We start from the raw sequence: 25,802 nt of genomic DNA, 5'->3' as shown, positions 1-25,802 counted from the left end.
AGCCCCGCCCGGCACGTCCGGGCTTTCGGCGTTTGACTGGATCTGAGGCATGACGGGAACGACACGATCGAGCAACGGGCTGGACGACCGCCGCAAGCGGCTGCTGTTCCGCTGCTGGCACCGCGGCACGCGCGAGATGGATTTGATCCTCGGCCGCTTCGCCGATGCCGAGATCGGCAATCTGTCCGAGGCCGAGCTGACCGAGCTCGAAACCCTGCTCGAGGTCAACGATCCCGATCTCTATGCCGCCATCACCGGCGACAAGGTGCTGCCCGCCGATGTCGCCGGCGCGATCTTCGCGCGCATCAAGGCGTTCCCGATCACGGACGGCAATCTATGAAGCAGGGGATGAAGTCGCCGGCCGAGCTGCTCACGCCCGGCCGCGCGCTGACGCTTGCCAATGTCGCGGAGGGCGCCGAGGGCCTCGTGGTCTCCGATCTGGCGCGCGCGCTTGCGGCACGGCCGAAGAAGCCGGCCGTCAGTCTGGCCGTGGTCTGCCGCGACGGCGCACGCATGCAGCAGCTCGAACGCGCGTTGCAATTCTTCGCGCCCGACCTGCCGGTGCTGACCTTTCCGGCCTGGGACTGCCAGCCCTATGACCGCGTCTCGCCGCATGGCGGCATTCTGGCGCAACGCCTGACTACGCTGGCGCGGCTTGCCGCGCTGACCGGCAGCGACAAGCCGCTGATCGTGCTGACGACGGTGAACGCCGTGGTGCAGCGCGTACCCGCGCGCGAGCTCGTGGCGGCGCAGGCGCTGTCGGTCGCCCCCGGCAATGTCGTGCCGATGGACACCATCGTCGCCTGGCTGGAGCACAACGGCTACAACCGCTCCTCGACCGTGCGCGAGCCCGGCGAATACGCCGTGCGCGGCGGCATCCTCGACCTGTTTCCGGCAGGCCTCGAGCAGCCCGTGCGTTTCGACTTTTTCGGCGACAGCCTGGAATCGATCCGCAGCTTCGATGCCGAGACCCAGCGCACGCTGCTCGACATGCGCTCGCTCGATCTGGTGCCGATCTCCGAATTCCAGCTCGTCACCGACACCATCAGGCGTTTCCGCATGGGCTATGTCGCCGAGTTCGGCGCGCCCGAGCGCGACGATGCGCTGTACGAGGCCGTCAGCGAAGGCCGCCGCCATCCCGGCATGGAGCACTGGTTGCCGCTGTTCCAGGACCGGATGGACACGCTGTTCGACTATCTGCAAGGCGCAACCGTCGCGATCGAGCCGCAGGCCGAGGACGCCGTCCGCGAGCGCTTCAAGCAGATCCAGGACTATTACGAGGCCCGCCGCGAGGCGATGGAGCATCCCGGCGGCGGCGCCATCTACAAGCCGCTGCCGCCCGACCGACTCTATCTCACCGATGCGGAATGGACCAAGCGGATCAGTGACGTCCCGTTGGCGCGGCTGACGCCATTCTCGGTACCGACCGACGGCACCAGCGTCGTCGATGCCGGCGCACGCAAGGGCCGCGACTTCGCGCCGGAGCGTAACGACACCACGGTCAACGTGTTCGAGTCCGTCGTCAGCCACGTCATGGCCCTGCAGGCCCAGCGCAAGAAGGTGGTGATCGCGCTCTGGAGCGAAGGCTCCCGCGACCGCATGAATTCGATGCTGCGCGACCACAAGCTGACCCACACCACCAGCGTCAATGCCTGGCGCACGGTGCAGGCGACCCCGCGCAACGAGACCATGCTGGCCGTGCTCGGCCTCGAAAGCGGTTTCGAGACCGACGAGATCGCTGTCATCAGCGAGCAGGACATTCTCGGCGACCGTTTGGTGCGGCCGCGCAAGGCCAGCCGCAAGCTCGACAATTTCATCTCCGAGGTGACGAGCCTCACCGCCGGCGACATCGTCGTCCACGTTGACCACGGCATCGGCCGCTTCGTCGGCCTGCAGACGCTCGACGTTGCTGGCGCGCCGCATGACTGCCTCGAGCTGCATTATGCGGCCGAGACGAAGCTGTTTCTCCCTGTCGAGAACATCGAGCTGTTGTCGCGCTACGGCTCCGACCAGACCACGGTCGAGCTGGATCGCCTCGGCGGCTCCGGCTGGCAGACGCGCAAGGCCAAGCTCAAGAACCGCATCCGCGAGATCGCGGGCGAGCTGATCAAGATCGCCGCTGCGCGCCATCTGCATGAGGCGCCCAAACTGCCGGTGCAGCAGGGCCTGTACGACGAGTTCTGCGCACGCTTCCCTTATGACGAGACCGAAGATCAGCTGGGCGCGATCGAATCCACGCTGAAGGACCTCGAGCTCGGCCGTCCGATGGACCGGCTGATCTGCGGCGACGTTGGCTTCGGCAAGACCGAGGTGGCGCTGCGCGCAGCGTTCGCCGTCGCGCTCGACGGCAAGCAGGTGGCCGTCGTGGTGCCGACCACGCTGCTGGCGCGCCAGCACTACCGTACATTCAGCGAGCGCTTCAAAGGCTTTCCGGTCAACGTCGCGCAAGCCTCGCGCCTGATCCCGACAAAACAGCTCAATGAGGTCAAGAAGGGCATCGCCGACGGGTCCGTCGACATCGTCGTCGGCACCCATGCGTTGCTCGGCAAGACCATCAAGTTCCGCGATCTCGGCCTCGTCATCGTCGACGAGGAGCAGCATTTTGGCGTCACCCACAAGGAGCGGCTGAAGGCGCTGCGGTCCGAGGTGCATGTACTGACGCTGTCGGCAACGCCGATCCCGCGCACGCTGCAACTGGCGCTCACCGGTGTCCGCGAGCTCTCGATCATCGCTTCGCCCCCGGTCGACCGTCTTGCGGTCCGCACCTTCGTCGCCCCGCACGATCCCCTGATGATCCGCGAGGCGCTGCTCCGCGAGCGCTATCGCGGCGGCCAGGCGTTCTACGTGGTGCCGCGTATCGACGACCTCGCCGAGGTCAAGGACTTCCTCGACAAGAACGTTCCGGAGATGAAGGTCGCGGTCGCGCACGGCCAGATGCCGCCCGCCGTGATCGAGGACATCATGACCGCGTTCTACGACGGCAAGTTCGACATCCTGCTGTCGACCACGATCGTCGAATCCGGCCTCGACATTCCGAACGCCAACACGCTGATCGTGCATCGCGCCGACATGTTCGGCCTCGCCCAGCTCTATCAGCTGCGCGGCCGCGTCGGCCGGTCCAAGCTGCGGGCCTACGCGCTGTTCACGCTGCCGGCGCAACAGAAGATCACCGCGCAGGCCGAGCGCCGCCTCACCGTGCTGCAATCGTTGGAGACGCTGGGCGCGGGCTTCCAGCTCGCGTCCCACGACCTCGACATTCGCGGCGCCGGCAATCTGCTCGGCGAGGAGCAGTCCGGCCACATCAAGGAGGTCGGCTTCGAGCTCTATCAATCGATGCTGGAGGAGGCGATCGTCAACCTCAAGGCCGGCGTCGCCGAGCCGGCCGCGGACCGCTGGTCGCCGTCGATCACCATCGGCATGCCCGTGCTGATCCCGGAGGACTATGTCGGCGATCTCTCGGTGCGGCTGTCGCTGTACCGGCGGCTTGCCGATCTCGACACCGAGGAGGAGATCGAGAATTTCGGCGCCGAGATGCGCGACCGCTTTGGCGTCTTGCCGGACGAGGTGCGCTACCTGTTCAAGGTCGCCGCCATCAAGGCGTTCTGCAGGCAGGCCAATGTCGAGAAGATCGATGCCGGTCCGAAGGGCGCCGTCATCGTCTTCCAGGACAATTCCTTCGCCTATCCGGATCGTCTGGTGTCGTTCATCCGCAGCTATGGCCAGGCTGCCAAGGTGCGCCCCGACATGAAGGTGGTCTTCCTGCAGGATTGGGAAACGCCCGAAGAGCGTCTCGCCGGTACCACGGAGATCATGCGGCAGCTGGCGCAACTGGCGCAGAGCAAGAAGGCGGCGTAGGGGCCGTAGTATTCCGGGGCCGGCGGAGTGCGCCCGGCTCGGAAACAGCGACATATGGCCACTTGCGGAATGACCGAACAGCGACCATGTTCGGTGCGTCGAGCGTGGGCCGGACGAATCGGCCCGCCAAAAAACTCCTGGTTCGTGCAACCCGCGACTGGTTTACCGGCCGCGGGTTTTTTGTAGCCGCCACTGCAACAGTTGAGGTTCTCGCGCGTGTCTATCAATATCGGTTCAGGCCCGGACAACGACGAACACGATGACGTCATGTATCCGCAGGTCCTGCCGTTCGTGCTGGTCCACGCCGGTTGCGTCGCGGCGATCTGGTCGGGCATCTCGTGGTCGGCCGTGAGCCTTTGCGTCGGTCTGTACTGGTTGCGGATGTTCGGAATCACGGCCGGCTATCACCGCTATTTCTCGCACCGCGCCTACGCGACCAGCCGGGTGTTTCAGTTCGTCCTGGCGTGCCTCGCCCAGAGCAGCGCGCAGAAGAGCGTGCTGTGGTGGGCCGCCAAGCATCGCCATCATCATCTGCATTCCGACACCGCGCATGATGTGCATTCGCCCCGCCACAAGGGTTTTCTGTACAGCCACCTCGGCTGGATCTTCTACCGGCAGCATGATGCGACCGACCTCGTGAAAGTGTCGGACCTTGCGGCCTATCCCGAGCTGATGTGGCTGCACAGGCTGGAGCTTCTGCCGGCCTTCGTGCTCGCGGGTCTCTGCTTCCTTGTCGCCGGATGGTCGGGCCTCGTGGTCGGCTTTCTCTGGAGCACCGTGTTGGTCTATCACGCCACGTTCTGCATCAACTCCCTCGCGCATGTGCACGGCCGCAGGCGTTATGTGACCGGCGATGACTCTCGCAATAACTGGCTGCTCGCCTTCTTCACCATGGGCGAGGGCTGGCACAACAATCACCACGCCTACCAGGCCAGCGCCCGGCAGGGCTTCTATTGGTACGAGATCGATCTGACCTATTACATCCTGGTGGCCCTGTCCTGGTGCGGAATCGTCCGGGATTTGAAGACGCCGCCGCGGCTGGTCCTGCGCAATGAGCATCGGCTCGGATCGCGCGTGGTCAAGCAGGCCGCCGAGCAGCTTGCCGCCCGCTTCAACCCCGAACACATCGCGCATGCGATCAGGACGTCGCTCCACGAGACCGAATTGTCGGTCCGCGACACGCTGGTTCAGCTGCACCACCGTGCCGATCTGCGTCTGGCCAGCATGCCGACCCGCGAGCAGCTGCTGGCCGAAGCGCAGCGCATGTTCGCCAAGACCATGTCGCTGGATGACATCGTCGACCGCGCCCACGAATTGCTGAACGAGGCCGTGGGCTTCCTCCTGGCTGCGCCTGCGCCGGTGCCGGCGATGGCGACCAACGCGCAGTCTGGGACAAAGGGCAGCGGCTAGCGAGCTGCCGTAGGGTGGGCAAAGCGAAGCGTGCCCACGCATTCTCGCGCTATAGAGACAAATGGTGGGCACGGCGCTACGCGCCTTTGCCCACCCTACGGCAGCGCGGTTGTGGTTACGACGCCGCCCGCGACGCGTCGGCTGACAGCCGCGCCAGCAGCGAGCGCGCAGTGTCCGACGGCGACAGCGAATCCACGCTGACGACGGGATCGCTGCGCATCTCGTGCTTGCCGTTGGAGGTGTGACGCATCACCGCCGAGAGGCGGCGGGCGATCATGTGCGCCGTGCGGAAATCGGTCTCGGCGAACACGACGATCACCGAGCCGTCCTTCTGGGCCGCGCCAAAATCCATCTGCCGCATCAGGCGGCTCAGGATGCGCGCGGCATCGAGCTGGGCGCGCGGATTGTTGGGATCGAAGGCGAAGCGCGCCACCGACAGGCCGCCGCCGCGGGCGAGCGCCTGCTCGACTGCCTTGGCGAAATCGCGCGCAAAGGCTTCCGCCGTCAGCAGACCGCTGCGCGGATCGAGCCAGCCGCCGGCATCGATCGAACGCAGCGTGCGGCTCAGCTGCGCTTCCATCGCATGCTGACGGATCAGCGGCAGTGCGTTGGCCGCAATCTTCGCCGGCTCGCCCGCAATCAGCTCGAGATTGGGCAGGTCGTAGCTCTGCACCAGCTGGTGCGCGGTGACGATGACGGGCAGGCTGCGGAAGCGGGTGTCCTCAGCCAGCACCGTGAGGAAGGCATCGATCACGCGCGCGGTAAAACCTTCGGCGAGCACGACACCGTCGAGGTCGCGGGTGTTGAGATGTTTGGCCGCGGCCTCGATCGAGAGTGCGCCGACGACACCGACGCGCTCGCCGAGCGCGACGGAGAGCGCAGGATAGGCCGCGCCGCGGCCGATCAGCAGCACCGTGGCATCACGCGACGGATCGGCTTCCGGCACGGTGACTGTCACCTCCGGCAACCGGCGCAGCACGGTCGCGTGTAGCGTGCGGACGCGCAGTGCGGCGCGTAAGCGGCCGCTCAGGCGATCGGGCTGACCGCCGCGTGACGCGAAGGGCAGGGCATTGGGGGGCAGCATGCCCGGCGCATCCAGCGCGACGAAGGGAAGGTAAGGCAATTGCTGCGCGATCTTCTTTGCGAGCAATGCCAGATGCGGTTCATGCCCGGCATGCATCGCGGCGAGGACCGCGGCCGGCTGCACCTGCTCGACCGCATGCGCCGCGCTGGCCCAGTCGGTGTCGACCACGGGAAAGAGACGGGCCTCGTCCAGCGCCGCAACGGAGGCGGGGCGACCGGCATCGGACACAAACAGGATCGGGCCCGCCTGGGACATCAAGGAAACTCTGATCACGCGACAGCTGCCGCGCAATCTAGTCCGGTCGCCTTAATGCAGCGTCAATGGATCGGTCGAAACTGCGTTCAAACCGGCCCGGAGCGGTCGCGAAAAGCCTCGACCATCAAGGGGTTAAGCCCGAGCTCGTTGAGCGCCTCGCGGGCGCGGGCATTGTCCTGGGCCCGGCCTGCGAGCCGGTGACCGGAGAGGCGGTCGGGCAGTGCGGTGAGCAGGGCGCCCTGGCCGAGCCGCCGCGCCCATTCCTGGAGATCATTGGAGAGGAAGCGGTAGCCGCCGACCGCCATGATGCCGGAGGGCGGCGCGGTGATGCAGATCGCGCCGCTCGGGCGGTCGAGCCGCGCCGCATAGCCGGTGTCGACATAGTCGCGCGGCGGCTGCGCGATCAGGGTGTCACCGACCGGCTGCGGCGGCGCGTAGGCCGCGATCGGCACCATCGGACCGCGCAGGCCGAGCGTGCCCTTCGGCGTCAGCAGGATCTCGCCGGCGATCGAGGAGCCGGATTGCTCGCGCGGGGCGCCGTGCGGCCCGGGCATCACGGGCACGGGCATGCCGTCCTCGCCGCGGCGGGCGCCGAACAGGCCGGCCTCGCCGAACAGATAGACGTCGGTGAGCGGCGCATGCGGCGCGATCCAGGCATCGCTGGCGGCGACCTGCTCCGGCGCCCGCCACAGGCCGACGACGTTGCGCAAGCTCGGCATCCGCGCCGCGAGATCGGAATCGCCGAGCCGCAGCGCGAGCTGCGCCGGTGCGATCAGCACCTCGCATTCATGCTCGTTGATCTGCTGCTCCAGCACGTCGTGCTCGAACGGATGATGCAGCGCCAGGGCGCCGCCGGAGAGCAGCCACACCGCGAGCGAGGAGGCGAGGCCCGCGAACGACATCGGCGTGAACGCGGTCATCACGGTTGCGCCCTGCCTAATATCGGCTTCGAGCGACATTGCGAGCCCGCCGGCGATCAGGCTGAAATGCGGCCGCGGCACCGGGCGAAAACCCTCCGCGGTGACGTCGAAGGAGATCATCGCCGCCTTGCGGCCGTCCTGGATCACGGCGCGCGTCATGCCGGGCGGGCGGGCAAGCACCTCGTCGAGCGAGGCCATGCCCTCGGGCAGGTCCGTGCCGAAGCCGCAGACATGGCGGATCGAAAAAGCCTCGGCGGCGGCATGCATTGCGAGGTCGGCATAGCTGACGCCGTCCACCTTGCTCATGGTGACGATGGCGCGCGCCGCGGTGCGGTTCAGCGCGGCGGTCAGTTCCGCATGGCGCCACAGCAGCGGCAGCACGGCGACGACGAGGCCGGCACGATGGGCGGCGAGCACGGTCAGCACAAACTCGACCGTGTTGGGCAGCTGGATCGCGATGACCGAATTGGCCGGCAGGCCTGATTCGACGAAATAGGCCGACAGCGCCTCGATGGCGGTATCGGCTTCGGCATAGCTCATCCGCCGCGGCTGGTGCCCGGTGATGCGCGCCTTGTTGAGAGGGTCGAGCAACGCGGGCGCATGCGGCTGGCGCATCAGCGTGCGCTGGAACAGCGTGTCGAGCGTCGGCGATATGGCTGGCTGGTTCACGGCGTCACTTCGCTTGAGGCTGTCCCTTCGACCACCAGGTCTCCGGCAGATAGCCGGACAGCGCGGTAGCCTCCGGCCGTTCTATCCGATTCCAGCGCGCGATCCATTGCTCGGATACGTTAAACAGGGGGATTGTGTAGAAGCCCGCGATCAGCGCGCGGTCCAGCGCGCGCACCGCCGAGACAAAATCCGTATGATCACGGGCCTCCAGCAGGGCGCCGATCATGGCATCGACCGCCGGATCCCGCGCACCCATGTAGTTGCGGGTGCCCGGATTGTCGGCGGCCGCGCTACCCCAATAGAAATACTGCTCGTTGCCCGGCGACAGCGACTGGTCCCAGCGATTCTGGATCATGTCGAACTCGTAGCCGAGCCGGCGCTGGTCGAACTGTACGGGATCGACCGCGCGCACGCTGGCCTCGATGCCGGCGCGCTTGAGGTCGCGCTGAAAGGCCAGCGCGATGCGCTCCTGATCGCGGGTCGTGACCAGCATCTCGAAGCTGAAGGGAGCCTTTGTCGCGCGGTTGCGCAGCACGGTGCCATCGAGATCGTAGCCGGCCTCCGACAGCAGCTTCAGTGCCGCCCGCAGCGTGGTGCGGTCGCGCCCCGAACCGTCGGTCACCGGCAGGTGGTAGCTGCCGTCCAGGATATCGGGCGGAATTTGCGCGGCGAACGGCTTGAGCAGCTCGCGCTCGCGCGCATCGGCGGGCTTCCCATAGGCCGACAGCTCGGAGCCTGCGAAATAGCCGGCGACGCGTGAATAGAGCGAGAAGAAATAGTTGCGGTTGACCAGCTCGAAATCGAACAGCAGCGTCAGCGCTCTTCGCACGCGGATGTCGGCGAAGATCGGTCGTCTGGTGTTGAACACCAGGAATTCGGACGGCTGCGGCACCCCTGGCTTGACGGTATCGCGGATCACCTCGCCGGTCTTGGCGGCTGGAAAATCGTAGCCGTCGTGCCAGCGCAGCGGCTCGGTCTCCACGCGGAAATCGTAGAGGCCGCGCTTGAAGGCCTCGAACTGGCCGTTGGCCTCGCGGAAATAGTCGAGCCTGATCTCGTCGAAATTGTAGAGCCCGCGATTGATCGGCAGGTCGCGGCCCCAATAATCGGGATTGCGCGTCAGCGTCACGCTGGCGCCGGGCTTCACCGCCGTGACGCGATACGGGCCCGAGGCAATGGGACCGGTCAGCGTCGTCTCCTCGAAGGTCGCGACGTCGACCGCGTGCTTGGGCAGGATCGGCATCAGCCCGAGGATCAGCGGCAGCTCGCGGTCGTTGGCGCCGGTGAGGTCGAAGCGGACGGTGAGGGGATCGGGCGCATCGGCCTTGGCGACCTTCCCATAATATTGCCGGTGGTTGGGACGGCCGTGATCGCGCAGCAGCTGCCAGGAGAACAGCACGTCCTCGGCCGTAACAGGCTTGCCGTCCGAGAAACGGGCGCGAGGATCGAGGCGGAACGTGACGAAGCTCCGCTCGTCGTTGGTCTCGACTGTCTTGGCGAGCAGGCCGTACAGCGTGAACGGCTCATCCTGGCCGCGCGCCAGCAGGCTCTCGACGACGTAATTGCGGATCGGCTGCACCGCCAATCCTTTCACGATGAAGGGATTGAGGCTGTCGAAGGTTCCGAGGATGCCCCAGGTCAGCCGGCCGGCCTTTCTGGCATCGGGGTTGACGTAGGGCATGTGAGTGAAATCGGGCGGCATCGCCGGCTTGCCGTGCATGGCGATGGCATGGGCCTGCTCGGCCCGCGCGCCGCCGGGCAGCCCGATCGCAAGCGCAAGGACGCAAAGTCGGATAGCGGGGCCCTCGAGAAGGCGCAGGAACATGAACATCGGCACACGGTGATTCGAGGACCGCCTAACGTGAATCCTATCACAGGGAATTTCACTGGGCGCAGTCCAAGGAGCGGTTCAAGCCGTGCGCAAAGGCGCTTGTCGGCATTGATCTTTTCGTCGGCCACGTTAAGAAGGCACCCGATCGCGCAAGAGCGCCGAGCCCGTCACTTAACCGCCTCAATTGACGGGGAGAGAGCCGCGCCCAAGGCGGCTTGGTTCGGCGCTTCGGAGCGGTTCGGGGCTTCCCGTTCAGAAAGGGTTTTCTGCAATGAATTTCCGTTATTTGGCCGCGTCCGTCCGGCCGCGCGGGCGACTCCTCGCCCTGTTGACGGCGACGGCATTGGTCGTCCCGTTTGCCGCGGCGGCCCAGACTCCTGCGCCGGCTCCGGGCGCGCCCGCTGCGCCCAAGGCCGCGCCGAAAGCGGCTCCGAAGGCGGCCCCCAAGGCACCTGCTGCGGCGCCCGCTCCGGCGGCGCCCCAGGCCCAGCAGGCTCCTGCCCAGGGTGCCCCGGCGCAGCAGGGTGCGGCCCAGCCGGCCGATCAGCAGATCCAGCTGATCTACGCCCCCTGGACCAAGTTCTGCCTCAAGGGCCAGGACGCCAATGCCAAGCAGGTCTGCTTCACCGGCAAGGACGGCCGCATCGAGACCGGCGTGCCGGTCATCGCCGCCGTGATCATCGAGCCCGAAGGCGAGCCCAAGAAGATCCTGCGCGTGACGCTGCCGCTCGGCATGCAGCTCGTCCACGGCACGCGCATCATCGTCGACAACAATGCGCCGCTGCAGAGCCCGTATGTGATCTGCTTCCAGAACGGCTGCATGTCCGACTACGAGGCGACGCCCGAACTCATCAACAACATGAAGAAGGGCCAGAACCTCGTGGTGCAGGCGATCAACGCCAACGGCGCGCCGCTGACCCTGCCGCTGCCGCTCTCCGGCGAATTCCAGAAGGCCTATGACGGTCCGCCGACCGATCCGAAGGTGTTCGAGGAAAACCAGAAGAAGCTCCAGGAAGAGCTTCAGAAGAAGGCCGACGAGCAGCGCAAGAAGCTCGAGCAGGGCGGTGGCGCCCCCGGCGCCGCGCCGACCGGCCAGAAGTAATCTGGACCAGATCCCGGACAAGAAAAAGGCGCTCGATCCGAGCGCCTTTTTTGATGCCTGTCGGCTGCGAAGCTCTAAAGCATGATCCGGAAAAGTGCGAAGCGGTTTTCCGGAAAGATCATGCTCAAACAATAACCTAAAGCGCGATGACGATTCATCCCAATCTCATCGCGCTTTAGTTCAGCGAAGGATTGCGCGGGCGGTAGCCGCCGTCCTTGTTCTTGATGAAGATCTCGGCCACCTGGGAATGCCGGATCGGCTCGCCGGACTCGTCGGGCAGCAAGTTCTGCTCGGAGACATAGGCGACGTACTCGGACTCCGCGTTCTCAGCGAGCAGGTGGTAGAACGGCTGGTCCTTGTGCGGCCGCACCTCCTCGGGGATCGACAGCCACCACTCCTCGGTGTTGTTGAATTCCGGATCGATGTCGAAGATCACCCCCCGGAACGAGAATATCCGGTGGCGTACGACCTGTCCGATCTGAAATTTCGCGGTCCGCGCTTTAATCATTCCCCGTCGATAGACCAGGATTGTGGCCGATGCTAGTGCCCTGATCTGGAATTAACCCGCGCTGAAGGGGCGGATAGCCCCCAAATCTTCAGAAAACACTTCATCAATGGCCGATATCCTCAATCTGGCGCTACCTTATTTCGGCTTGATCTTCGTTGGATTTGCCTGCGGGAAGCTCAAATCGCTGCCGGAATCAGGCCTCGCCTGGATGAACTTCTTCCTGCTCTACGTGTCGCTGCCGGCATTGCTGTTTGCGATCATGTCCAAGACGCCGTTTACTGAATTGAACAACCCGCCATTCCTGGTCGCGACCACGCTGTCCACGGTTGCGGCGTTCATCCTGGCGCTGGTCGTCGGCAAGGTGCTGGGACGGCTGACACTGCGCGAGGCGACGCTGGCGGGGCTTTCCGGCGGCTACGGCAATATCGGCTATATGGGTCCCGGCCTGGCGCTGGCCCTGCTCGGGACCAAGGCGGCGGCGCCGACCGCGCTGATCTTCTGCTGCGACAGCATCTTCCTGTTCACGATCGTGCCGCTGCTGATCGAACTCTCCGACCGCGACCATCCCTCGATCGTGCACGCCTTCGCCGTCGTGCTGAAGCAGATCGTGCTCAATCCGCTGATCATGTCGGCCGCCTTCGGTGCGGCGGTGGCGGCGCTCCATATCGAACTGCCGGTCGCACTCGACCGCACCATCACCTTCCTCCAGAACGCGGCCGCGCCGACCGCGCTGTTCGTGCTCGGCGTCACCGTGGCGCTCCGTCCGTTCGAGCGCGTTCCCTGGGAAGTGCCGGGCGTGGTCGCGGTCAAGCTCCTGATCCATCCGCTGATGGCGTTCGGCCTGATGCTGGCGTTCGGTCCGTTCGCGCAGCCCTGGGCCGCGACCGCCGTGCTGATGGCCTCGCTGCCGCCGGCGCTGAACGTGTTCGTGATCGCAAGGCAGAACGAGGCCTGGATCGAATCCGCCTCCGTCGCGGTGCTGCTCGGGACCTTTGCATCGGTGGTCACGCTGACCAGCGTGATGTGGCTGCTCCAGACCGGGCGGCTGGCGTTTCCGTAAGCGGCGGCTCGTCTGGTCCAGGGTGGTTGAGAATCCCCAGGTCTGCATGTCTCTCAGGTCTGGAGCACGCCGGCTTTCGTCAGCTTTCTGGTCCCGACGTGACGACGCAACAGGTCGAATGCCATGATGTGGTTTGCACCCGAGATGCCGACGCCATAGAGCGGGATCAGCGCCATCGGCAGGGTCTGAATGCCCGCCATGCGTGGATCCTCGAGAAGGAACAGAATCAAGCCGGTGCCGAGCGCGACGACGAAATCGGCGAATCCGAAGATATGGAACACGAGGTATCGGCTGCGGTTTTCGGGCAGCAACGTCACGCCGCCGGCCAGAAGCCCCGCGATGAGGTCGCCCCAGGCGGCGTTCCGGACAAAGACTTCCGGCAGCAGATTGTGCGCTCCGTACCAGAAGAAGAGCAACGCCGCTGCGATACGCCAGATGTGAAATGCCGTCAGGGTCCGCAGCCCGATGGCTTCGATGTAATCGCGAAAACCCTTCGCCATCGCGTACACGATGACGGGCACGACGATGCCCAGGACTATGACGGGAGCGAGCAGGAGCGGGGGGATGGCGCCGTAGAGCCCGGTCTCGGCGGCGACCACGACGGCCAATCCCCAAGCCGCCAAAATGGTCAACAGGACCCGTGTCCCACGACGTTTCGGGATCTCTATTTCACTGTCCATGCGATGCCTCTATCGATCTCCGCTATCGGCGGCACGCGCTCGTTGATCCACTCGTGGAAAGGCTGACTGTTACAGCCGGCCCCTCCGCTGATCTTCCGCGAGCTTGAGAAGTGGAGGCTGCCTGGACATGTTTTCCGGCTGGAGCCTTTCCCAGAGACTGCCCTTGCCGAGTTCCCGTCCCAGCTGGTCTTCCCGCCGCAACCATTGCTCGACGCTCTTGATGCGGTGGGGATGAATTTCGTCCAGCAGCGCGTAGTCGCGCCGGACGACTTCCTGCTTCCAGATGTTCCAGAAGCCCGAGAAGTTATCGCGGAAGGTCATCGTGCTCTTGTCGTTGAGATCGGCGTTGTATCCGGCCGGCAGGTTGGCGGCCATCTTGAGCGGGCCGCTCCAGTAGGCCTCCAGCTCGGTGTCGATGTACTGTGCTGGATGTCCCGTCACTCTCTCGAAGGCAGCGGCGAGGTCATGATAGCCGACTTGCTCGATGGCGACTTCGAGATTCATGCCATTGGCACGCTCCGGATGATCGAAAAGCCATCGGGCGTAGTATCCGCAGTCCTCGAGCGCGACGTGAGGCACGGCTCCCTTGCCCAGCGGAACGCGCCAGGTGACGACACCGTCCTCGATCGATGGCGTCATCGGCGTCATCGCCGCGATGGCCATCTCCATGTATGGGCCCGTGGTGAAGACGGCCGCGCCCATCCGCTCCTTGTTCGCCTCATTCTGGAATAATATCCATTCGCCGATCCGACCCTTGCCGTCGTAATGTCCCGCGCGGAATTTGGAGTCATAACCGGCCTTTTTCAGCGCGTAGTCCAGATTTCCGTAGACGAAGAACTTGATCCCTGCCTCGATCGCGATCTCATAGCTGCGGATCGCCCAATACATCTCGGTCTTTTCGCCGGTGTTGAACCCGTCGATGTTGATGTATGCGCCGTCGCAACCACGCAATCCCGCTCGCAGCGTTGTTTCATCAGCGAAGGTCCCCTCGATGATCTCGACGTTGCCCAACGCAAGCAGCGCCTTCGCCCGACGCGAGGCGGCATCACGGCTAAGGACTCGGACCGCATATTTCTTATCGGCGACGAGAGCGCGGATCACGGGCAACCCCTGAGCCCCGGTGCCCCCGACAACGAAGATTTTGGAGGTCGTATAGGAAGTCATGGTCATCTCCGCAGATTTGAATGAAAGGCCGCGTCTGGAGGCGGGCTTTGTGACGACGGCAAGTTTGCGGCCGTTCCCGACTCGCGAAACTCATCGCGATTCAGTTGCCGTGAAAGATGGCCGGCCGACCTTCCGTCTGCGCCGCCACGCCCTCGATGAAATCCTTCGTGCGGTAAAGCGCGCTATATTGCGCACCCAATTTGGAGAATGCCTGGGCTTCACCCGAGTCGATCGCCAAATGCGCCGACACCAGCGTGGTCTGCACGCCGAGGGGCGCGCAGGCCGCGACCTTGCTCGCCAGCTCAGCTGCACGGACGAGGGCCTCCTGCGGCGTCTTGGCGATCTCCTGCAGGACTCCCATGCGGTACGCTTCTTCGGCGGTCCAATGGTCCCCTGTGAGCATGTATCGCATCGCGTTGCCCCAGCCGGCCTCATGAACGAAGCGAACGGTCGAGCCGCCTCCAGGGAAGCGCCCATGGGCGTTCTCGTCTTGGCCGAAATTCGTATTCGCCGCAGCCACTCGAAAATCAGCCGCAAGGAATAATTCGTGCGCCATGTTCCAGGTATCGCCGTGGACGGCGGCGATCAGGGGTTTTGTGCGCTGTGCGCCGTAGTTCAGCGGGTTGATGGCGCGTGTCAGGCCGGCCAGCGGACTGCCGTTATTGGCGGCCGCCCTGTAGGCTTCGACGTCGATACCACGTGAAAAACAATCTCCGTGTCCGAACAGAACCGCTGCCCGCAGGGAAGGATCGTGGTCGTACTCGTAAATGGCTTTCGCCAGCGCCTGAAATGTTTCGGGATCGACGCGGTTCTGGACGGCTGGCCGATTGAGTCCGAACAGCGCCACCTGTCCTCGCCGTTCGATGGTCAATTTCGTGCCGGGATCAAGCGGCACCTCTGCAAGCGACGTAGGTTGGATGGTGGGTTCGGTCGACGGCTGTTGGACAGGTTGGGCCTGTGGCGCCTGTTCTGCACCGAATGCAGCTGTCGCGGCGGCCATTGCAGGCACCACTGCGGCCATGGTTGCAGTGGCCTTGATCAGGTCGCGACGCGCCAGGATGGGCTGCTTTTCCATTTGTCCTTTACTCCGATTATCGCGGCTACTGGGCCTCAGATCCGTTTCGGTCACGCGTCACGCGGCCGGTGCCACGGGACGCGCGCGCCTGAGCCTGAGCAACTGGCGCAGGGACAAGGCGTGCAGAACGAGAGAGGTGGGAACTGTGAAGGCGGGGATGATGGCGGTTGGATATGTCCCGGTCGTCAGATTGGGATGGTCGAACGCAAGGCGCTGCAATGCTCCGGGCGAGGTGAGGGCACCCAGGGTGACCGCAACGACGAGATCCGCGATGCCGAACAGGTTCCAAAGCACGGCCGCCCGAACGCTGCCCGGCCGACCACTCGCCAGCGCTAGGGCCGTTGGCAAGGCCATCAGGCCTGTGATGACGTCACCCGTGCCGGCAGGCACAGCGAACACAGCGGGAGTGGAGCCGGCCAGCCAATTCACCAGGAAGACGCCGCCAATGACCCTGTAGGCCTGCAATCCGACCAGCCAGTGGTCGGGTGTCGCATCGAGCAGCGTCCCTATTTGGCGCGAACGCCAAAGCAACGTGATGACCACCGCTGTCGGAACGACGATCATCAAGGGAAGCAACGGAATTGAAGTTGCTCCCGGGAGGAGAAGGCCGTTGGCGACGATCGCCCACGCCGCGCCGTGCCAGATGGTGAGTGGGATCGCGATCGCCAACCAGGTCGAAATACGCGCGGAGGTCGTCAGAGATGTGCGGGACAGGCCTGCCCACGTCCCGCCGAGCACGATGAGATGCACAACGAAACGCGCCACGATCACAGACAAACCCGAGCTTTGAAGCGTCGGGATTGCCACAAGCGCGGCGAGCCAAAGGCCCGTCGCGGCCGCAGTTCCCGCGAACGCGAAGGTCGGGCTGATGAAGGTCTCGGTCCTGTTCGGCGCCAATTGCGGCCCCTCTGCATTGGGTGTGTTCGCTGACGTGTTGGCAGTCAGCGCCCACTGCTGCATCGTTGGCCAGTCCGCGTGGTCCCGGTCGATCCGAGCAACTTCGATAGTAACTCTTATAATAAGAGTTACTGCTTTGCAAGCGGTTTTTCCCGAACGCGCCCCTTCGCGCGTGGGGGATCGCTCAGCTCAGCTGACCGGCCGCGAGCTCTTTCGAAGCGACGGTTGTCGCCGACGCGTGGGTCTCTTATTACAAGAGTGTGTCCCGGAATTTCCCTGGACTGCGGGAAAAGCTAAATGCGCTCGAAGGGTTTGGACGGAATGGTCTGTTCCATCGCCGGCGTCATGGCGGCGATCGGTGATCGTTGGGGGCTGGTGATTTTGCGCGATCTCGTCTGCGGCCTCAGCCGATACGAGGATTTTCGCCAATCGTCCGGCGTGACCAATGCGACGCTCAGCGATCGACTGAAACACCTGGAGGCCAATGGCCTCGTCGAGCGACGACGTTACCAGGTTAACCCGGAGCGGTTCGAATACATCCTGACCCAAAAGGGCTGGCAAATCGCACCCATCATGCCGGTTCTCGCCCAGATCGGTGACGGTTTGGGAGTCTCTGGAGCGTCAGCGCCACCGATGAAGTTCGTGAATCGAAATACCGGCGCCGAGGTTCGTTTGGGGCTCATTGATCAGAAGACCGGCAAGCCAGTGAGTGCCTCGGATCTCGAGATCAAGGAGGGGCCCGGTGCAGACGATTTGGTGCGTTGGCGCCTGTCGCACAGGAGCCGCAGCGGGGATCGGGTCGATGACCGGTCGGCCAGCAGACACCGCTAAACTAGCGCCGCCAGGTCGGCGTCAGGCCCTCGCGCATCGCAAAGCGCCGCAGCGGGCCGATGGCACCTAACAGGTGCATGCCGACGGCGCGGACCGGCTGGAGCGGCAGGAAGTCGTTGAGCAGCGAGCGGTTGGCGATGTCGATCGCGAAGGTGCGGCTCAGAATGTCCGGGCGCCGGGCGCGGTCGTAGCGCTTGAGCACGCCGTCCGCGCCGGGATCTTCGCCGGCGGCGATCGCTTCGCCTGCAAGGCGCGCGATGTCGGCGGCATCTCGCAGGCCAAGGTTGAGCCCTTGGGCCCCGATGGGCGGCACCACGTGTGCGGCTTCGCCGACAAGCGCGATGCGGTCACGGCCGAAGGATTTTGGGCGCTCGATGGCGAGCGGGAACAGGTTGCGGCCGGGCTCGACCGACATGCGTCCCAAAATGGAATGCGACTGCTTCTCGATCGCGGCTGACAGCTCCTCGTCGCTCAGGCCGCGCAGCCGCTCGGCCTCCGCAGGCGCCGAGACCCAGACGATGCTGGAGCGGTTGCCGGGCAGGGGCACGAACACGCAAGGGCCGTGAGGCGTGTGGAACTCGGTCGAGACATTGCGATGCGGCCGTGCGTGGCCGACGTTGAAGGTCAGCGCGGTCTGGTTCAGCTCGCGCCGGCTGACCTCGATGCCGGCGGCCTCCCGGCAGAGCGAATGCCGGCCGTCGGCGCCGACCACGAGCCGGGCCGAGAGGAATTGCCCGGACGCCGTGCGGATCGCGACATCGTCGGCCTCGATGACGACGTTCTCCGCCTCGTCGTCGAAACGGACGACGCCTGGCAGCTCCGCGGCGCGCGCTTCCAATGCCAGCATCAGGGAACGGTTGTCGATATTGTAGCCGAAGGCGTCCAGGGCGATCTCGTGACAGGAGAACCGCACCTCAGGGCTGCGGAACAGCCGGCCGGTGTCGTCGACGAGGCGCATCACCTCCAGCGCGGCCGCCTTGTCCTTGCAGCGCGGCCAGACGTCGAGGTTTTCCAGCAGCTCGACGGAGGCTCCGAGCAGCGCGGTGGTGCGGTTGTCGGCATAGGGCAGGCGGCGCGCCACCAGCGCGGTCCGCAGCCCCGCCTGCGCCAGCGCAGTCGCCGCGCTCAGGCCGGCCGGTCCGCCGCCGATCACGGCAGCGTCATAGAGTGTCGATGCCTCTGTCATGGAACGACATTTGACACGGCCTGCGGCAAATTCAAGCCCACCTATATTTCCCTGATTTTGTGGCGAATGATGCGACCGCGCGCCGCAATGGCTGATGTGCAAGCCGGCCCTATTCTGGTAGCAGGAGCCATGAAGACCGAGATGGATAGCCGCGAGGATTCGCTGAAGCCGAGACCGGTGGTTCGCGCCGCCGCCTTCTCGGTGCACATCTTCACCGCCTTCGGCGCGGCCATCGCGCTGCTGGCGATGCTGGAGGCCGTGCGCGAGCACTGGGCGGCGATGTTTCAATGGCTGGGTGTCGCCCTGATCATCGACGCGATCGACGGCCCCATCGCGCGCCGGCTCAACGTCAAGGACGTGCAGCCGAACTGGTCCGGCGACGTGCTCGATCTCGTGGTCGACTTCGTCACCTATGTGTTCGTGCCGGCTTATGCGATCGTCGCCAGCGGGCTGCTCCTGCCCGTGGCGGCTCCCTTGCTCGGCATCGCCATCATCGTCACCAGCGCCTTGTATTTCGCCGATCTGCGCATGAAGGCGGACGATAATCATTTCCGCGGCTTTCCGGCGCTGTGGAATGCGGCGGCGTTCTATCTGTTCCTGCTGCACTGGCCGCCGGTCGCCTCGACGCTGCTGGTCGCCGCTCTGGTGGTGCTGACCTTCGTGCCGTTCCACGTGCTGCATCCGGTCCGCGTGGTGCGGCTGCGCTGGCTGACCATGTCGCTGATCGCGGTCTGGGCCGTGCTCTCCCTCTACGCGCTGAAGATGGACTTTCGCGTCGGCACCGGCGTGACGGTCGCGCTGTGCGCGATTGCGCTCTGGATCAGCTTCAGCGATGCCTTGATCCGTTTCACAAGATCCTTCGCATGATGCATCTGATCACCAGCCCTGAAGCGTGGGCGGCGCTGCTGACCCTGACCTCGCTCGAGATCGTGCTCGGCATCGACAACGTCATCTTCCTGTCGGTGATCGTCTCGCGCATCCCGGAGCCGCAGGCCCATCGCGCCCGCCAGATCGGGCTGGCATTGGCGCTGGTGTTCCGTATCATCCTGCTCAGTGTGCTGGTCTGGCTGATCGGTCTGACCGCGCCGGTATTCTCGCTGTCCGGTTACGACTTCTCCTGGCGCGATCTGATCCTGATCGGCGGCGGACTGTTCCTGATTGCGAAGGCGACGCACGAGATCCACGCCGAGGTCGAGGCCGATGACGGCGAGGGCGATCAGAAGTCCGCCGGCAGCGCCTTCTTCTGGGTGATCGTCCAGATCATCGTGATCGACATCGTGTTCTCGCTGGACTCGATCATCACCGCGATCGGCATGGCCCAGGACATCGAGATCATGATCGCGGCTGTCGTGATCGCCTGCCTGATCATGTACATTTCGTCCGGTCCGGTGTCGCGATTCGTCGCCGAGCACCCGACCACGAAAATGCTGGCGCTGGCCTTCCTGGTGCTGATCGGCGTCGCGCTGGTCGCGGATGGATTCAAATTCCATATCCCGCGCGGCTACATCTATTTCGCAATTGCGTTTTCGGCTGCGGTGGAATTCTTCAACGTGCTGGCCAAGCGCAACCGCAGGAAAGCCGGCAGGCCGTCGCACTAGGCGTTCCCATTTGCATCATGTTGACAAGGCGGGTGCGATGTCTTTCGCTCAAGCCTTGGAGAAGAGGAGGTCAGACGATGACCAAAGCGGTCCGTGTGCACAAGGTCGGAGGCCCCGAGGCCCTGGTCTATGAGAGCGTCGACGTGCCGGCGCCCGGGCCCGGCGAGGTGCGCATCCGCCAGCATGCGGTCGGGCTGAACTTCATCGACGTCTATTATCGCACCGGCCTCTACAAGGCGCCGGGGCTGCCCTTCATCGCCGGCAACGAGGCCTCGGGCGAGGTCATAGCTGTCGGGCCGGGCGTGACCAATTTCCATCCCGGCGACCGCGTCGCCTACTACCACAATCTCGGCGCGTATACGAGCGAGCGCAACATCCCCTGGGAGAAGCTGGTCAAGCTGCCCGACCACATCACGCATGAGCAGGGCGCCGTGCTGATGCTGAAGGGGCTGACGGTCTGGTATCTCCTGCACAAGACGTTTCGGGTCGAGCCGCATCACCGCGTGCTGATCCATGCCGCCGCCGGCGGCATCGGCCTGCTCGCCTGCCAATGGGCGAGGGCGCTCGGGGCCCACGTCATCGGCACCGTCGGCTCGCGCGAGAAGGCAGAGCTTGCGGAAGCCAATGGCTGCGACCACGTCATCCTCTACAACGAGGAAGACTTCGTCGCGCGTGTCAAGCAGATCAGCCGCAACGAGGGCTGCGACGTCGTCTATGACGGCGTCGGCAAGGCGACCTTCCCTGGCTCGCTGTCCTGCCTGAAGCCGCGCGGCATGTTCGTCTCGTTCGGCAATGCCTCAGGTCCCGTGCCGCCGTTCTCGATCGCCGAGCTCAACAATCACGGCTCGCTGTTCGCGACCCGGCCGAAGCTTAACGACTACATCGGCACCCGCAAGGAACTTCTGGAAGGCGCCGACACGCTGTTCGCCGCCGTCATCAATGGCAAGCTGCACGTGCCGATCAACCACGCCTACGCGCTGAAGGACGCCGCGAAGGCGCATATCGATCTCGAAAGCCGCAAGACCACGGGCGCGTCGATTTTGAAGCCGTAGGTCTCGTGTCCCGGCCGCGCTGCAGCGCTCTTGCGCTGCTGCGCAGAGCCGGGACCCAGATGCGGCGCAACGTACTGCCGAGAGATGGGCCCCGGCTCTGCAGCGCACCGTCGAAGAGACGCTGCGCTGCGTCCGGGGCACGAGACTATCTTATGCCACTCGTCTCGCAGCACCCGCCTTGGTCAAGATCCCATCGAGACAGTCGATCATCTCGGCGATCTCCGCCCTGGTGACGTTCAGCGCCGGCATGAAGCGCAACGTGTCGATCTGCGGCGCGTTCAGCAGCACGCCGGCCTCGAACGCCTGCGCGACGATTCCCGCCGCGATCGGCAGCTTGAGGTCGAGCGCGAGCAGCAGCCCGCGTCCGCGCACGCCGCCGAGCCCGTGCCGGGCCGAGACTTTCTGCAGCTCGCTTTCGAGCAGCAGGCCGGTCTCGGCGACCTGTTTGAGGAAGTCCGGCTTGCCGACCTCCTCCAGCACCGCAAGGCCCGCTGCGCACATGATCGGGTTGCCGTTGAACGTGCCGCCCTGGTCGCCGTGCTCGAAGCACGCGGCGCGTTCCGTCGCCAGCAAAGCTGCGAGCGGCACGCCGCCGCCGATGCCCTTGCCAAGCGTCATGATGTCGGGCGCGATGCCGGTGTGCTGATAGTGGAAGAGCTTTCCGGTCCGGCCCATACCGGTCTGGATCTCGTCGAAAATGAGCAGCAGGCCGTGCGCCTCGGTGAGCGCGCGCAGCTCCTTCAGGAACTGGTCGGTTGCCGGCCACACACCCGACTCGCCCTGGATCGGCTCCAACATCACCGCGACGGTGTTGTCGTTGATCAGCCTTTCGACCGAGGCGATGTCGTTCAGCTTCGCCTTCTTGAAGCCGGCGACTTTCGGCTCGAACAGCGGCTCGAAGGCCTTCTTGCCCGAGGCCGACATCGTCGCCAGCGTCCGGCCGTGGAAACCGCCTTCGAAGCTGATGATCTCGAACGCGCCGCCTTTGTGCAGGCTGCCATATTTGCGCGCGAGCTTGATCGCGCCCTCATTGGCCTCCGCCCCCGAATTGGCGAAGAACACCTGATCGAATGCGCTGTTCTCGACGAGCATCTGCGCCAGCTTGAGGCTCGGCTCGTTGTAGAAGGCCGGGCTTGGCGTCAGCAGCCGTTTTGCCTGCGAGGCGAGAGCCTCCGCGATGACGGACGGGGAGTGACCGAGGCAGTTCACGGCCCAGCCCTGCACGAAATCGAGATAGCGCTTGCGGCAGTCGTCCCAGAGGTAGGAGCCGGCGCCGCGGACGAACACGGCCTTGGGCCGTGCAGTGATGTCCATCAGCGCGTCATACGGATGCGTCGTCATTGTCGAACTCCTCTTGGGGTAGGAAGATCTGGTCGGCGGGTGGAAAAACCGGTGCAAAAAGCAGAAAGGCCGCACCTTGCGGGTGCGGCCTTCTCGAAAACTTCAGCTGAATTCAGTGGTTCAGCGGCGTCGTCGGACATGGCGCACCCTCTCGTCGTCGCGGTTGCGACGGCGGAGCATTTCGGTGCGCTGATGGGTCCGAGCGTTGATCATGGGGCGCGTCCGTACAGCCGAAGGGCAGGGTTTGTCAAGCGGCCGTTTTGCAGGATGCCCGCCAAACGTGCGCCGGTCAGGTCGTGTGAGCGGCTTCTTCAGCGTCCTCGTCGCCCCAATCCGCATCCGCAATCGACGTGTCGATCAGCTCGCCGCGCATCAGCTTGAGCGGCGATGACCAATACAGCGCGATGTTGTGGAAGGGATCGGTCAGCACCTTGAAGGCCCACACGAGGCCGGTCATGACGTCGCGCGTCGCGAACAGCTGGAGCATGCGTGCAAGGCCGCCGCCGATGCCGATGGCGAGCCAGAGCGCGCCGACATGGCGGATGAAGTCGAGGCGGTCGGCGGGGGCTTCGAATAGCCCGAACAGGGTCGGATACGCATAAAGCGCAACCGGCGCGCTGCCCCAGACCAGCAGCAGGATGATCTTGCGGGTCTGGTTATAGCCGACCTTGACGGCTTCCTTGTAGTCGTTGCTGACGTCGTTGATCGCGTCATAGCCGTTCGGCTCGAAGAAGAAATGCCCGGTCTGTCGCGTCAGCATCGCGAGCCAGCCGACGATGCCGGCCAGCGCCGGGTCCTTGAACAGCAGCGCGTAGCAGCCGAGGAAGATCATGGCGCTGACGAGGTGCAGCGTCTGGTTGACGGTGCTCTGGTGGTAGAAACGGTAATCATCAAAGCGCTGCGTGCGCAGCATGTCCGAGAGACGGCTCATCAAAAATCCTCGTTCGCGTTGAAGACGCGCGAGAGTTAGGACGAGTCCGTGACCCCTGCGTGAATGCACTATAATGTCACATTGCGCGCGAGGGGATTGCGCGGCGGCCGGAAGTGCAAGCAGGTCAACGCCGGGCCGATGATTCACAGCGTGGGGCGGATACCGACGTTGTGATTGGTTTTCATCCAAAGCCGCGCAGAAACCATTGAGCCTCTAGCGCGTTTGTGATCAACGGACGCCAATTGGTTCGAACCGGACGCTTGTCGGGGAAGACCAAGTGTGACGGGACCAACCAGACAGTTTCAGCCTTGTCCGATACCCCTTATCCGATCGACCTCGACAGTGTTCGCGGCGCATTCCCGCCGGGTATCGAGGCGCCGCCGCTGCTGGTGGATTTTGCCGAATGGCTGAAGGGCCGTCCCTGGGGCAGCGTCGGCTGCTTCTCGCTGCAAGGCCAGTTCTCCGACCACGCCCCGATCTTCGATGGCAGTCCTTTGCGCGGCAGGTTCTCGCTGTTCATGCGCCTGCCCGACGGCTCGGCCGTCGGCGGCTGGTATGGCGCGGGCCTTGACCGCGACAATCCCCCGATCGTGGGTCTCGGGTCCGAAGGCGACTACGAGCTGCTGGCGCCCAGCCTCGACGCCCTGCTGGCAAAGCTAACCTCACAGCAATTCGACAAGAGCTGGAGCGATCTGAAGCCGAACGATGAAGTCGAGTGCCAGACGGTCGAGCTTGCGCGATGGCTGGCCGGTCGGCCGCTCAGCGAACACGTGGCGTGCGACGATGGCGCCCCCGACATGCCGGACTTCCGCGGCTTCATGGAAAAATGGAGCCGCGACCGCGAGGATTATTGGGCCAATCACCGCCTGATGGCCGAGCTGGGCTGGCGTCTCGCTGCGCATCTGCCCAAGGGCAAGAACCCCTGGGACAAGACCCATTTTGGGGTCGCGATCGTCGGCAAGCAGTATGAGGCCCGCGTGCTGTCGCGCGGCCCGCAGCCGTTCGAGGAAGCCGCCTCGATCGAATCCCTGCTGCGCGACCTGCGCGAGGAGATGTGCCGTGCGCAGCCCGAGCTTGGCCTGTGGTACGCGATGAAGTTCGGCCTCTATGCCGACGGCCGCGTCATGCCGAACTTCGAATACGACGTGCGCCCGACCATCGACGGCGAGCCGGCATTGCTCGCCGAAGCCAAGGCCGATCTGGCCCGTGCACCGCGTCCTGAGCGCTGGGTGCCGAAATGGCTGGCGGAAGCCTGAACGGGCGGACGCTTCGAAGCTCGCGAAGGGCAGGGACAGCGTGCGACCGGCATCTTTCATGGCCCGCCTTCGTCTGCTCGGTCTCGGCGTGCGGCGTTCTACAGAGACTCGATGTTGCGATGTAAGAAGGCGTGTCAGCGACTTGTAGATTGCCCCGCGCCGGCTATTCTTCCGCCGTTTCTTTTTGGGGAGACTGCGGTGAAGATTCTAACATCGACTTCATTGACTGCATTGGTTTTCGTTTCACAATCCGCCTTGGCGCAAATGGTCATGAAGACCGAGCCTCCCGCCGGACAACTCGGCCCTGGACAAGTCGTCTATGTCGACTGCGGTCCGGGCAAGGCCATGAAGATCACGGGCGGAAGCAACGTCGATTCAAACGGGGTCGTTGGCCAGGGGCAGCGTCGGCAACGCGGTCCGTGCGTGGCGATGAAGCGCTGACCGAGTCAGAAACAATCTCGATTGCCGGGTCGTTGCGGCCATCGGACTTCGACGTGCCGGCAATCGAGATTGTGTATCCCTTCCTGACCAGGGTCGTGTGTGCCAAACCTCGCGCGTTCAGGCGGCGATAAGGTCGGGGCGCCAATGCGGATCGATGCACGAATGAGCCATAGGCCGTGACAACTCTGCGGGAGATAGACGAGGCCGATTTCGAAGCGATGGCCGATGCGCTGATCGAAATGCAGGCTTACTATCGCGTCCCTTGTCCACCGCGTGATGCAATCATCGCGGGGTTGAAATCAAGGCCCGTGGGATCACGCATTCTGCTTGCCTACGAGCACGACAGGCTCGCCGGCTTTGCCTGCTTCAGCGCGCTCTACCCAGGGCCCGGCCTGACCTCAGGGTTCTTCTTGAAAGAGCTTTATGTTCGCAATGAGTGGCGCGGAGGTGGCTTGGGGAGAAAGCTGATGTCGCGTCTTGCCGCCATCGCGCAACAGGACGGGCACGGTCGCATCGACTGGACAGTCGATGCCGACGATCTGCGGCTTCAGGGTTTCTACGAGATGCTTGGCGGGCAGGCGCTGCCGGCGAAACGGTTCTTCCGCATCACCGGCTCGGAGCTGGCGCAGTTGGCCGAAAGATTTTGATGGCGCTTA

Annotated in this window: 23 protein-coding genes; 12 read left to right on the top strand and 11 right to left on the bottom strand. The window is 64.6% G+C overall.

Going from position 1 to position 25,802, the window contains the following annotated elements; translation table 11 throughout:
• Positions 1-49 precede the first annotated feature (49 nt).
• The 3 genes from HYH08_RS04015 to HYH08_RS04005 all read left to right on the top strand — a co-directional run bounded on the left by HYH08_RS04015 (position 50) and on the right by HYH08_RS04005 (position 5,265).
• On the top strand, positions 50-340 hold the full coding sequence (locus tag HYH08_RS04015) for an FAD assembly factor SdhE (protein WP_220008458.1): 291 nt from the start codon (positions 50-52) through the stop codon (positions 338-340).
• On the top strand, positions 337-3,855 hold the full coding sequence (gene mfd, locus HYH08_RS04010) for a transcription-repair coupling factor (protein WP_220008457.1): 3,519 nt from the start codon (positions 337-339) through the stop codon (positions 3,853-3,855). The genes HYH08_RS04015 and mfd overlap by 4 nt, the downstream gene beginning before the upstream one ends.
• Before the next feature lie 267 nt (positions 3,856-4,122).
• Positions 4,123-5,265: an acyl-CoA desaturase gene (locus HYH08_RS04005; protein WP_220008927.1), complete on the top strand. Its 1,143-nt coding sequence runs from the start codon at positions 4,123-4,125 to the stop codon at positions 5,263-5,265.
• 115 nt (positions 5,266-5,380) lie between these two features.
• On the opposite strand, the gene HYH08_RS04000 is transcribed toward HYH08_RS04005, so the two are convergent.
• The 3 genes from HYH08_RS04000 to HYH08_RS03990 all read right to left on the bottom strand — a co-directional run bounded on the left by HYH08_RS04000 (position 5,381) and on the right by HYH08_RS03990 (position 10,024).
• Positions 5,381-6,604 (bottom strand): GGDEF domain-containing protein, encoded by a 1,224-nt coding sequence (locus tag HYH08_RS04000; protein ID WP_220008456.1) that lies wholly within the window; start codon positions 6,602-6,604, stop codon positions 5,381-5,383.
• A gap of 86 nt (positions 6,605-6,690) precedes the next feature.
• On the bottom strand, positions 6,691-8,193 hold the full coding sequence (locus tag HYH08_RS03995; protein WP_220008455.1) for an AMP-binding protein: 1,503 nt from the start codon (positions 8,191-8,193) through the stop codon (positions 6,691-6,693).
• 4 nt (positions 8,194-8,197) lie between these two features.
• The gene (locus HYH08_RS03990) at positions 8,198-10,024 is read right to left on the bottom strand and encodes an extracellular solute-binding protein (protein ID WP_220008926.1); all 1,827 of its coding nucleotides are present in this window, start codon (positions 10,022-10,024) and stop codon (positions 8,198-8,200) included.
• Between the two features lie 271 nt (positions 10,025-10,295).
• On the opposite strand from HYH08_RS03990, the gene HYH08_RS03985 reads away from it, so the two are divergent.
• Positions 10,296-11,126 carry an invasion associated locus B family protein gene (locus HYH08_RS03985; RefSeq protein WP_220008454.1) on the top strand — a complete coding sequence of 277 codons (831 nt, stop codon included), beginning with the start codon at positions 10,296-10,298 and terminating at the stop codon, positions 11,124-11,126.
• A 175-nt stretch (positions 11,127-11,301) separates the two neighbouring features.
• Here HYH08_RS03985 and hspQ read toward each other — a convergent pair whose 3' ends face one another.
• Entirely contained in the window at positions 11,302-11,634 is a 333-nt protein-coding gene (gene hspQ / locus HYH08_RS03980; RefSeq protein WP_018317973.1) for a heat shock protein HspQ, read from the bottom strand.
• A gap of 106 nt (positions 11,635-11,740) precedes the next feature.
• Here hspQ and HYH08_RS03975 point away from each other — a divergent pair, with 106 nt between their 5' ends.
• Positions 11,741-12,694: an AEC family transporter gene (locus HYH08_RS03975; protein ID WP_220008453.1), complete on the top strand. Its 954-nt coding sequence runs from the start codon at positions 11,741-11,743 to the stop codon at positions 12,692-12,694.
• Between the two features lie 53 nt (positions 12,695-12,747).
• Here HYH08_RS03975 and HYH08_RS03970 read toward each other — a convergent pair whose 3' ends face one another.
• The 4 genes from HYH08_RS03970 to HYH08_RS03955 form a co-directional block, all read right to left on the bottom strand.
• Positions 12,748-13,293 (bottom strand): DUF8737 domain-containing protein, encoded by a 546-nt coding sequence (locus tag HYH08_RS03970; protein WP_502787393.1) that lies wholly within the window; start codon positions 13,291-13,293, stop codon positions 12,748-12,750.
• A gap of 150 nt (positions 13,294-13,443) precedes the next feature.
• Positions 13,444-14,538, bottom strand: a complete 1,095-nt coding sequence (locus HYH08_RS03965; RefSeq protein ID WP_220008451.1) for an NmrA family NAD(P)-binding protein — start codon at positions 14,536-14,538, stop codon at positions 13,444-13,446.
• Positions 14,539-14,638: 100 nt separating this feature from the next.
• Positions 14,639-15,613, bottom strand: a complete 975-nt coding sequence (locus HYH08_RS03960) for an enoyl-CoA hydratase-related protein (RefSeq protein ID WP_228747526.1) — start codon at positions 15,611-15,613, stop codon at positions 14,639-14,641.
• A 57-nt stretch (positions 15,614-15,670) separates the two neighbouring features.
• Positions 15,671-16,573, bottom strand: a complete 903-nt coding sequence (locus HYH08_RS03955) for a DUF8737 domain-containing protein (protein ID WP_228747524.1) — start codon at positions 16,571-16,573, stop codon at positions 15,671-15,673.
• A gap of 234 nt (positions 16,574-16,807) precedes the next feature.
• Between HYH08_RS03955 and HYH08_RS03950 the strand changes: the two genes are divergently transcribed.
• Positions 16,808-17,341 carry a winged helix-turn-helix transcriptional regulator gene (locus HYH08_RS03950; protein WP_220008450.1) on the top strand — a complete coding sequence of 178 codons (534 nt, stop codon included), beginning with the start codon at positions 16,808-16,810 and terminating at the stop codon, positions 17,339-17,341.
• Between the two features lies 1 nt (position 17,342).
• Here HYH08_RS03950 and HYH08_RS03945 read toward each other — a convergent pair whose 3' ends face one another.
• On the bottom strand, positions 17,343-18,527 hold the full coding sequence (locus HYH08_RS03945) for a UbiH/UbiF family hydroxylase (protein WP_220008449.1): 1,185 nt from the start codon (positions 18,525-18,527) through the stop codon (positions 17,343-17,345).
• An 87-nt stretch (positions 18,528-18,614) separates the two neighbouring features.
• On the opposite strand from HYH08_RS03945, the gene pcsA reads away from it, so the two are divergent.
• The 3 genes from pcsA to HYH08_RS03930 all read left to right on the top strand — a co-directional run bounded on the left by pcsA (position 18,615) and on the right by HYH08_RS03930 (position 21,177).
• Positions 18,615-19,394 carry a phosphatidylcholine synthase gene (gene pcsA, locus HYH08_RS03940; RefSeq protein ID WP_220008448.1) on the top strand — a complete coding sequence of 260 codons (780 nt, stop codon included), beginning with the start codon at positions 18,615-18,617 and terminating at the stop codon, positions 19,392-19,394.
• Positions 19,391-20,125, top strand: a complete 735-nt coding sequence (locus HYH08_RS03935; protein ID WP_220008447.1) for a TerC family protein — start codon at positions 19,391-19,393, stop codon at positions 20,123-20,125. The genes pcsA and HYH08_RS03935 overlap by 4 nt, the downstream gene beginning before the upstream one ends.
• A 77-nt stretch (positions 20,126-20,202) precedes the next feature.
• Complete coding sequence (locus HYH08_RS03930; protein WP_220008446.1) at positions 20,203-21,177, top strand: quinone oxidoreductase family protein; 975 nt, start codon at positions 20,203-20,205, stop codon at positions 21,175-21,177.
• A gap of 150 nt (positions 21,178-21,327) precedes the next feature.
• Here HYH08_RS03930 and HYH08_RS03925 read toward each other — a convergent pair whose 3' ends face one another.
• Positions 21,328-22,518 carry an acetylornithine transaminase gene (locus HYH08_RS03925; RefSeq protein ID WP_220008445.1) on the bottom strand — a complete coding sequence of 397 codons (1,191 nt, stop codon included), beginning with the start codon at positions 22,516-22,518 and terminating at the stop codon, positions 21,328-21,330.
• Positions 22,519-22,807: 289 nt separating this feature from the next.
• Entirely contained in the window at positions 22,808-23,449 is a 642-nt protein-coding gene (locus HYH08_RS03920; RefSeq protein WP_220008444.1) for a hypothetical protein, read from the bottom strand.
• Positions 23,450-23,757: 308 nt separating this feature from the next.
• Between HYH08_RS03920 and HYH08_RS03915 the strand changes: the two genes are divergently transcribed.
• The 3 genes from HYH08_RS03915 (at position 23,758) to HYH08_RS03905 (ending at position 25,793) form a co-directional block, all read left to right on the top strand.
• Entirely contained in the window at positions 23,758-24,705 is a 948-nt protein-coding gene (locus tag HYH08_RS03915; RefSeq protein ID WP_220008443.1) for a hypothetical protein, read from the top strand.
• Positions 24,706-24,903: 198 nt separating this feature from the next.
• Positions 24,904-25,146, top strand: coding sequence for a DUF6719 family protein (locus HYH08_RS03910; protein WP_220008442.1), 243 nt, complete (start codon positions 24,904-24,906; stop codon positions 25,144-25,146).
• Positions 25,147-25,385: 239 nt separating this feature from the next.
• Positions 25,386-25,793 (top strand): GNAT family N-acetyltransferase, encoded by a 408-nt coding sequence (locus HYH08_RS03905; protein ID WP_220008923.1) that lies wholly within the window; start codon positions 25,386-25,388, stop codon positions 25,791-25,793.
• Positions 25,794-25,802: the final 9 nt, after the last annotated feature.

The organism is Bradyrhizobium sp. BR 10289 (genome assembly GCF_019455385.1).
In the GTDB taxonomy this organism is placed as follows: domain Bacteria; phylum Pseudomonadota; class Alphaproteobacteria; order Rhizobiales; family Xanthobacteraceae; genus Bradyrhizobium.
The sequence above is the reverse complement of the archived record's forward strand: the minus strand, read 5'-3'. Positions and strand labels throughout refer to the sequence as shown.